Consider the following 8,493-nt stretch of genomic DNA (forward strand, 5'->3'; position numbering starts at 1 on the left):
AATTGGAGAGTGTTTTTGCTGAATTTTCATAAAAAGGAGCTTTTTTAATGAAAACAGCAATGATATTTGGAACACGACCAGAAGCAATAAAAATGGCACCATTATACAAAAAGATGAAAGAAGAAAATATGGAAGTTAAAGTAATAGCAACCGCTCAACACAGAGAAATGCTCGATCAAGTGTTGAAACTTTTTGAAATAAAACCAGACTACGACTTAAATATAATGACAAAAAACCAAACCCTATCACAACTAACTTCAAAACTAGTTACAGAGATAGATAAAATTCTAAAAATTGAACCATTCGATTATATACTAGTACAAGGCGATACAACCTCGACTTTTGTAGGAAGTCTCGCTGCTTTTTACAACAAAATACCTGTTGGGCACGTGGAAGCAGGCCTAAGAACGAACGATATATACAACCCTTTCCCAGAAGAAATGAACAGAAGACTAACAGGCACAATTGCAAAGCACCACTTTGCTTCTACCCAAAAGGCAAAAGATAACCTACTAAAAGAAGGTGTAGAAGAAAAAAATATAATAGTAACGGGGAACACGGTTATAGATGCATTACTATGGGTAAAAGAAAACAAAAATAAAGATATAGAAAAGATTAAAGAAAAATACAACATAAAGAACAAAAGGTTTATCTTAGTTACGATGCATAGAAGGGAGAACTGGGGAAAACCGATAGAAAACGTGATGAAAGCAATAAAAAGGTATCTACACGAAAACGAAGAGATGCACATAGTATTTCCAGTTCACTTAAATCCGATAGTGAGAGAAACTGTGTATAAAATACTTGGAAACGAGGAAAAAGCCATACTAATAGATCCTGTTGAATACTTAGAATTCATAGCGTTAATGGACGAAAGTTATTACATAATGACAGATTCAGGAGGGATACAAGAAGAAGCTCCCACATTGGGCAAACCAACGTTGATATTAAGAGAAACAACGGAAAGACCAGAGGCGATAGAAGCAGGAACAGCAAAATTAATAGGAACGCAAGAAGAAAAAGTGTATCAAGCCATGAAAGAATTAGAAACAGAAAAATATGTTCAAATGAGTAAAGCAAACAACCCTTTTGGAGATGGAAAGGCATCTCAAAAAATCGTTGAATTTTTGAAAGAAAAATATTACTCTTTATAAGGGCTATTTTCACTTGCCACCATTCTATTGCCTGACAAATCAGATCTATAATACAGTTCGTCGTAGAGTTGCAAAAAATCTTTAATAGAAGTCTCTTCGCTCAAATCGATACATTTATTACTCTCATCAAACTTAACTTTTAGATTGAAATCATCTATTATCTCCTTAACCTTAGAAAACTCAAATTTCTTATAATTACCTTTTTTGATAACCTTATAAAACCTCTTCAAATATAAAGGTTTATTTTTGATTTTCTCACTAAAATAATCGATACCTTTTAATTTAATATCCTTACCAAAAAGATTCTCCTCTCTTTTTATTTCCTCGATAACTTCATCTTTAGCCTCTTCATATTTCTTGTAAAACCCGAAATCTCTTTCAAAATAAGTCAGATTTCTAATTAAGACAGTATCTCCAACAACCATGTAATCAAAACTATTTTTAGGAATTATGAAAAGCCGTTCTTTTAAAGGTTGAATTTTATGTGCAGTAAGAGCTAGAATCCTTTTGTCTTTAAAGATTTTGGAAGCCGTTAAATATTGAATACCCAACAAAAAATCATTCAACTCTTTACTATACAACTTTACTATCAGTTTGAACTTCTTAATCGTTTCCAACTCTCCATTAGAATAATTTTTTATATACTTACCTTCACGAATAATCTCAACAATATCCCCAACATCACTCACATTCTCTTTAACATCTTTCAGAAACAAAAAACTCCTGTCATGAATGACTGTCTCGTACTCATCTACCTTGTTTGACTCTTTGTCGACTAAATCATTTAAAAACTCGTCAGCAGAGGCCAGAAAAATGCTCTTGAAAAAGAAGGGATCTTCATTTTTCAACCAAAATATTTCGTTGTTCTCATTTTGGATAAAAACATCCATTATGAAATCCTCTGAAGTATCTATTAACTCCCTAAGAAGTTCTAAATTCTCTTTTAAAAAGATATTCTCTAAAATCTCATCCCAATTAACTTTATTCATCTCTTGCCACCCATCCCCAAATAAATATCTTTGGAAAACTCTTTAAATTTCATTCCTTCGGTTATTGACTTTGAAATCAACCAAACGGGCCTCATACTTTTTTCACGTCCGTCCATAAGATAAACCTTGTAAATGCTATAGCCAAATAAAGAAAGAACAGGGTTTATAACAATTAAATCCGTTTTTACATAAATATTGCCTACGATAAAAACGATTATGGCAAAAGAAATCAATTCTTTTATGCCACCCATATTGATAAAAGGCAAGATATAAACAAAAATATAATCCAATAACCTCACATTCTGTGATTCTACTTTCTCAAATTTAATGAACTTTTCCTCGGCATTATTCTTAGCAGAAATAAAAAGAACCAAAGAAACAACAAAAACAAAAATCGAAAAAATACTAAAAAATAAGAACAAAACGTTCCCAAAATTATTAATGGCAAAGATAACAAAAAGAGGCAGATACGAAAGTAAAAACAAAAACGATTTAAACAACGTATTGATCATACCAAAACCTCCCCAGTGAGGAAATCTATATATCTTAATAAGTCACATATTCATAATTATAACAAATAAACTTTCCTTTTAATTCTATATCTCACATTAGCTTCATGTAGAAAGCAGTTGTTTCTTATGATATAATAAATCAGAGATAATAAAAACACAGTCTTTATAATTTCAAGGTGAAATCTTATGAAAATACTAATCATTGGCTACATGCACCCAAAATTTGACAAAAGAGTATATAGAACGGTTAAAACTCTTTCTAAAGTTCATGAGATTATTTACCAATACTTGACCAATAAAGATGAAAAAGAATATATAGATGGAAATATTGAATACATACCCATAAAAGATATCAAAGAAACAAAAGGCAATCCATTAAAAAAGCTTATTAATAGAAAACCTCTTGATAAAAAAATATGCAATTTGGTATCTGAAAAAAATTACGACATCTTATACATGCATCATTTTCTAGCAAGCATACCTTTGGAGCCTTTTAAAATAGCAAAAAAAAGAAATAAAAAAGTCGTTTACGATATTCACGAATACCATCCAGAAAATTTTTTAGCAGAGTTAGAAGGAATCATTGGAAATTTAAAAGTAAAAACCGTCTGGAGGTTTTTTAAAAAGCAGTTAGAACTCTCAGATTTGACAATTTTCGTTTCAGAAGAAACAAGAAAAGATGTTGTTGACAAAACGAACGTAGATAAAGAAAAAACGTATATTATACCAAATTACGCAAATTTTATTATAAAACCTGATATTCAAAAAAAGAGAAAAGAAATTGTCTTAGTTGGTAAAGTAACAAGAAAGATTGAAGATGAGAAAAAAATCCTAAAATCTTTAATCGAAAAGGGTTTTAAATTCAAGGTTATAGGAATGGATTCAAAAGAGTTTATGGACATACCCCATGAATATACAAATTTCTTACCTTACGATGAAATGATGAATGAACTATCCAAAGCCATGTTTTCTTTAATTTCTTACAACACCGTCAAAAACAGAGATTATAAAAACGACATTTACGCTTTGCCTCACAAGTTTTATGATTCCTTAGCTGCAGGTACCCCTGTTATTGTAAAAGAGTCTTTTGTGTCAATGGCTAAACAGGTAGAGGATTTAGGCTTAGGAGTAGTTATAGATCCAGCTAACTTGGAAGAAAGTGTTGAAAAGATTACTAACGCATGCAAAAATTACGCAAGCATCATAAAAAACGTTGAAAAACATCAAAAAGAATTTATATGGAATGAAGAAAAAGAAAAGAAATTTATTGATCTGATATCTCACCTAATAAAGTAATCAATACTTTTTGGAAAAATCCTTTCATATACATTTCGTCGCTTAATTTCACTCCTCCCTCAAAACTTCTTCAAATAACTAAGCTTTTATTGAATTGGCTGAAAAACAAAGCTTTTACAGTATAATCAATCCTAAATCTCTTTAATCGCCTCTAATTATCTCTAATCGGATTTGATAAAATAATATAATTCTGATAAAATAAGAATACGTATTCAGAAAGTATTTAAAGTAATTCGAGAACTTCTTAGATAAATCGAATTCATGATTTTAAAGGAAATGGGGAAAATTTTTATGAAAACAATGAAAGAAATTGCCAAAATGGCTGGAGTTTCTCAATCAACTGTTTCAAGGGTGATAAATAATAATCCTAACGTCAATCCTGAAATCAAAAGAAAAGTTTTAGAATACATTAGAAAATACAATTATCAACCCAATAGAATGGCACGAAGCCTTGTCAAAAATAAAAGCTTTCTTATTGGAATAGTACTACCCGAATTAACGAACCCTTATTTCCCAGAAATACTAGAATCCTTAGAAGAAGAAGCAAATTACTATCATTATAACATTGTTCTGTCAATCACTTATGGTAGCCTTCAAAGAGAAAAAGAACAAATAGAAATGCTTTTAAGTAGAAGAGTTGACGGATTAATCATAAATCCAACGGATCTGTCTCATGTTGAACATATAACTAAAATCAAATCAATCTTACCTACTGTTATATGTGCCCAAGATTTAGATGGTTTTGATTATGTAACGGTTGATCACTATTTGGCGGGAAAAATCGTTGCTAAATATCTAATAAATAAAGGGCACATAAACATCGGATATATTGGATATTTAAAAGATAAAAAGTTAAAAGGATTTTATGAAGAAATCATAGCTAACAATTTGAATTTTAACGAAGACAATTATCTAGTGGCTCCTGAGGAGATATCTGATTCTAAAAAAATCAGTGAAAAAAAGTTACTAACAAAAATTATAGATAATAATATAACAGCAGTCTACACTATAAACGATATTATAGCAACAAAAGTGATCAATATTTTGATAAAAAATAAAATGAAAGTTCCAGATGATGTAGCGGTAGTAGGTTTTGATAACACCATAATTTGTAATTTAACAAATCCACCGTTAACCAGCGTCGCGCAACCCACACGAGAAATCGGTAGAAAAAGCGTTGATATATTAATCAAAAAAATTGAAAAAACGAATGCACACACCGAGTATATTTTGGATCAAATTTTTCTACCACCTAGATTGGTTATAAGGAAATCCACATAATCAAAGAACTTACAAAGGAGGAAAAAGGTAAATGACAGCTATCAAGTTAGGAATCATTGGAGCAGGAAGTGCAGCATTTTCTTTAAGATTGGTTACTGACCTTTGTAAAACAAAGGGTCTATCAGGAAGTTTGGTATCCTTAATGGATATAGACAAAGACAGATTGAACGCAGTACACATGCTTGCTAAAAAATTTGCAGAAGAGTTCGGAACAGATTTGAGGTTTGAAACTACAACAAACGTTGAAGATGCAATAAAAGACTCAAGTTTTGTTGTAAATACAGCCCTTGTTGGAGGGCACAGTTACTTTGAACAGGTAAGAAAAATTTCAGAAAAATACGGATATTACAGAGGAATAGACTCACAAGAATTCAACATGGTTTCAGATTATTACACAATAAGTAATTTCAATCAATTAAAGTTTATGCACGATGTTGCAAAAGCTATTGAAAGGATATCTCCTAAGGCATGGCTTTTGCAAGCGGCAAACCCTGTTTTTGAATTAACTAATTTAATAACAAGAACGGTCCCAATCAACATGGTTGGAATATGCCATGGACATCATGGTGTAGACCATATAATTGAAAAATTAGGTTTAGATGCGGAAAAAGTCGAATGGCAAGTAGCAGGTGTAAACCATGGAATATGGTTAACAAAATTCATGTACGAAGGAAAAGATGCCTATCCACTCATTGATGAACTATTAGAAAAAGAGATTAAAAATTTCAAACCCACCAATCCATTCGACGATCAACTTTCTCCCGTTGCAAAAGATATGTATGAATTCTATGGGAAAATGCCTATTGGAGACACAGTCAGGAACGGAAGTTGGAAATACCATTACAACCTTGAAACAAAGAAAAAGTGGTTCGGAGAGCCATGGGGAGGCGTTGATTCAGAATTAGGATGGAAATGGTATCAAGACAGACAAGCAGAGATTGCATTAGCAATGCAAAAAGTTGCCAAATATTTCCAAGAGAATAAAAACGCCAAATTACTTTCAAAAGATTCACTCAATGAGATAATCTCTCAAACCAAAAACGATGTAAAAGAAGAATTCACAAAAGAAATATGCAGCTTGTTAGATCCTCAAAAGAAAAGCGGCGAACAACATATATTGTTGGCAAATGCCTTATTAAACGACGAAAAAGTAGACCTTGTTCTCAATTTACCAAATAACGGTACTATACCTGGCATACCAGACGATGTAGCCGTCGAAATTCCTGTGTATGCAGACAAAAATGGAATCCATCGTTACAAAATAGATCCACCACTTCCAGAAAGAATTAAAAAGATGTACTTATACCCAAGAATTATGAGGATGGAATGGGCATTAGAAGCATTCCTAACTGGAGATAAAAAAGTACTCGAAGAATTCTTGATCAGAGATCCACGTACAAAATCTTACGACCAGGTAGTAAAAGTTATCGATGAAATACTTGCTTTGCCAGGTAATGAAGAAATGAGGAAGCACTACAGCAAAAAATAGTTTATTTTAGGGGGCTAATGCCCCCCTTTACTTAATAAACAAACTTATCTGCAAAAATTTTGTATAAATCCTCGTTATAAGAGTCAGTGATAAATTTATCTATTTCTTCTATTTCAAATGTTTTCATTATTGATTTTTTACCAAACTTAGAACTGTCAACAAGCATATATATTTCATTACAATTTTCTCCAACGATCTTTTTGATACTAGCACTTTGTGGTAAATGCTCAAATGCGCCCTCTTCAAAAGAAAAGGCACTACAAGAAAAAAAGGCTTTTTCTACACGGATTTCTTTCATCATATTCTCGGGGATAACACCAACAGTTACCCCATTTTTGTTATCTAATGTTCCACCTGCAACTACTACGTTGTGAGTAGGATTCTCACAGAGTGCCAATGCGGTGTAGAGATTATTAGTTACAATGTTCATAAACTCTTTTTTTTGAGCTATCTTCTGAGCTAAAATGTAGGAAGTACTACTCGCATCTAAAAACAAAGTTGAATCTCGAGTTATAAATTTTAAGGCTAACTCAGCAATCTTTTCTTTTTTATCTTGATTAAGCTTCATTCTCTCAAAAAATCGAGCTTCGGATAAGCTATTTCTCTTTCCCCTTATGCCTCCATAGAATTTCTCAATTAGCCCTTTTTTATATAGCTCTGATATATCTCTTCTCAAAGTTACCATAGATACACCCAACTCTTCCGCCAAATCTTCTATATTAACAGATTTTTCTCTTTCTAAAATTTCTAAAATTTTATCCTGCCTCATAACTTTTGTCATTAAAATCACTCTCCATCAATGTTTTATAAAAATATTTTTTAAAGAAAAATTAAAAAGTTTAAAATCATGCAAGAAATCCGATTACGGCCGATTATAATGAATTATTTGCGAATAACTCAAAAAATCTTTGATTATGTTAGTTTTGTATTTAGCAAACTTAATGATATACTATGTTGAAATTATATCATAATATTATCATAGAATGATCATATTTTACAAAAATATAATATTAAATTTAGAAATATCAATTCTAAAAATAAAAACACAGGAGGCTACAACATGTTAGAAGAGCAATTAAAAAAAGAAGTTGCAGAATTTGCAAAATTAGTATGGGACAGAAAACTGACGGATGGAACGGGCGGAAATATGAGTATAAAATATGGAGACAAAATATATATCACTCCAACATCAACTATAAAACACTTTTTAACAGAGAAAGACATCATCACCATAGATAAAAACGGGAACAAAATCGACGGACTTAAAGAACCTTCTTCAGAAAGAAAAATGCATATAAAAATATACGAAAAAGCAAATGATGTAAACGCAATTATCCATGCTCATTCAATATACGCTACCTCTTTTGCAATTACTTTTGAGAAATTACCAATAAACGCTCTTCCAGAATCTTCTTTAGTATTGGATCCAATAACCTATATACCATATCAAATGCCGGGAACCCAGGAATTTGCAGATGCCTTTAATGAAGGTTTAGAAAATGGATCTCGTGTATTCGTTCTCCAAAACCATGGAGTGACGGTTGCCGGAAAAGACATGAGTGAAGCCTATGTAAAACTGGAAACTTTAGAATTCCTTGCTCAAGTTTCATTCATTTCAAAACTTTATTCTAATGTGAATGAAATACCAAAAGAAAAAATAACTGCATTCAAAGAATTTTTCAGAAGAATACCCACTTCAGAAATAGGTCAAAGCAACGATTAACTAAAGGTAAAGTAAGTTAAGGCAAGAAGAAAAAGAACTAAAATATTGG

General features: G+C 31.6%; 8 protein-coding genes. 5 read left to right on the top strand and 3 right to left on the bottom strand.

The features are described from left to right. Window positions 1-47: 47 nt before the first annotated feature. Window positions 48-1,154: a non-hydrolyzing UDP-N-acetylglucosamine 2-epimerase gene (gene wecB / locus AA81_RS00750; protein WP_103897897.1), complete on the top strand. Its 1,107-nt coding sequence runs from the start codon at window positions 48-50 to the stop codon at window positions 1,152-1,154. On the opposite strand, the gene AA81_RS00755 is transcribed toward wecB, so the two are convergent. Together AA81_RS00755 and AA81_RS00760 are read right to left on the bottom strand one after the other, a co-directional pair. Further along, window positions 1,142-2,143, bottom strand: a complete 1,002-nt coding sequence (locus AA81_RS00755; protein ID WP_103897898.1) for a Kiwa anti-phage protein KwaB-like domain-containing protein — start codon at window positions 2,141-2,143, stop codon at window positions 1,142-1,144. The two genes, wecB and AA81_RS00755, sit on opposite strands and share 13 nt — an antisense overlap. Beyond that, on the bottom strand, window positions 2,140-2,655 hold the full coding sequence (locus AA81_RS00760) for a KwaA family protein (protein ID WP_103078874.1): 516 nt from the start codon (window positions 2,653-2,655) through the stop codon (window positions 2,140-2,142). Before AA81_RS00760 ends, AA81_RS00755 begins: the two co-directional genes overlap by 4 nt. A 186-nt stretch (window positions 2,656-2,841) precedes the next feature. Here AA81_RS00760 and AA81_RS00765 point away from each other — a divergent pair, with 186 nt between their 5' ends. From AA81_RS00765 to aglA, 3 genes are all read left to right on the top strand, one after another. Then, on the top strand, window positions 2,842-3,951 hold the full coding sequence (locus AA81_RS00765) for a glycosyltransferase (RefSeq protein WP_103078875.1): 1,110 nt from the start codon (window positions 2,842-2,844) through the stop codon (window positions 3,949-3,951). Window positions 3,952-4,242: 291 nt separating this feature from the next. Beyond that, the gene (locus AA81_RS00770; RefSeq protein ID WP_169926318.1) at window positions 4,243-5,232 is read left to right on the top strand and encodes a LacI family DNA-binding transcriptional regulator; all 990 of its coding nucleotides are present in this window, start codon (window positions 4,243-4,245) and stop codon (window positions 5,230-5,232) included. A gap of 31 nt (window positions 5,233-5,263) precedes the next feature. Then, window positions 5,264-6,721, top strand: a complete 1,458-nt coding sequence (aglA, locus tag AA81_RS00775; protein ID WP_103078877.1) for an alpha-glucosidase AglA — start codon at window positions 5,264-5,266, stop codon at window positions 6,719-6,721. A gap of 31 nt (window positions 6,722-6,752) precedes the next feature. On the opposite strand, the gene AA81_RS00780 is transcribed toward aglA, so the two are convergent. Next, the gene (locus AA81_RS00780; protein ID WP_103078878.1) at window positions 6,753-7,502 is read right to left on the bottom strand and encodes a DeoR/GlpR family DNA-binding transcription regulator; all 750 of its coding nucleotides are present in this window, start codon (window positions 7,500-7,502) and stop codon (window positions 6,753-6,755) included. A 279-nt stretch (window positions 7,503-7,781) separates the two neighbouring features. Here AA81_RS00780 and AA81_RS00785 point away from each other — a divergent pair, with 279 nt between their 5' ends. Further along, the gene (locus AA81_RS00785; RefSeq protein WP_103897899.1) at window positions 7,782-8,444 is read left to right on the top strand and encodes a class II aldolase/adducin family protein; all 663 of its coding nucleotides are present in this window, start codon (window positions 7,782-7,784) and stop codon (window positions 8,442-8,444) included. Window positions 8,445-8,493: the final 49 nt, after the last annotated feature.

The organism is Petrotoga halophila DSM 16923 (assembly GCF_002924615.1).

Bases quoted from the DNA above. Each gene is read 5' to 3' on its own strand.
- wecB (WP_103897897.1), top strand. From the start codon at position 48: ATGAAAACAGCAATGATATTTGGAACACGACCAGAAGCAATAAAAATG.
- AA81_RS00755 (WP_103897898.1), bottom strand. From the start codon at position 2,143: ATGAATAAAGTTAATTGGGATGAGATTTTAGAGAATATCTTTTTAAAA.
- AA81_RS00760 (WP_103078874.1), bottom strand. From the start codon at position 2,655: ATGATCAATACGTTGTTTAAATCGTTTTTGTTTTTACTTTCGTATCTG.
- AA81_RS00765 (WP_103078875.1), top strand. From the start codon at position 2,842: ATGAAAATACTAATCATTGGCTACATGCACCCAAAATTTGACAAAAGA.
- AA81_RS00770 (WP_169926318.1), top strand. From the start codon at position 4,243: ATGAAAACAATGAAAGAAATTGCCAAAATGGCTGGAGTTTCTCAATCA.
- aglA (WP_103078877.1), top strand. From the start codon at position 5,264: ATGACAGCTATCAAGTTAGGAATCATTGGAGCAGGAAGTGCAGCATTT.
- AA81_RS00780 (WP_103078878.1), bottom strand. From the start codon at position 7,502: ATGACAAAAGTTATGAGGCAGGATAAAATTTTAGAAATTTTAGAAAGA.
- AA81_RS00785 (WP_103897899.1), top strand. From the start codon at position 7,782: ATGTTAGAAGAGCAATTAAAAAAAGAAGTTGCAGAATTTGCAAAATTA.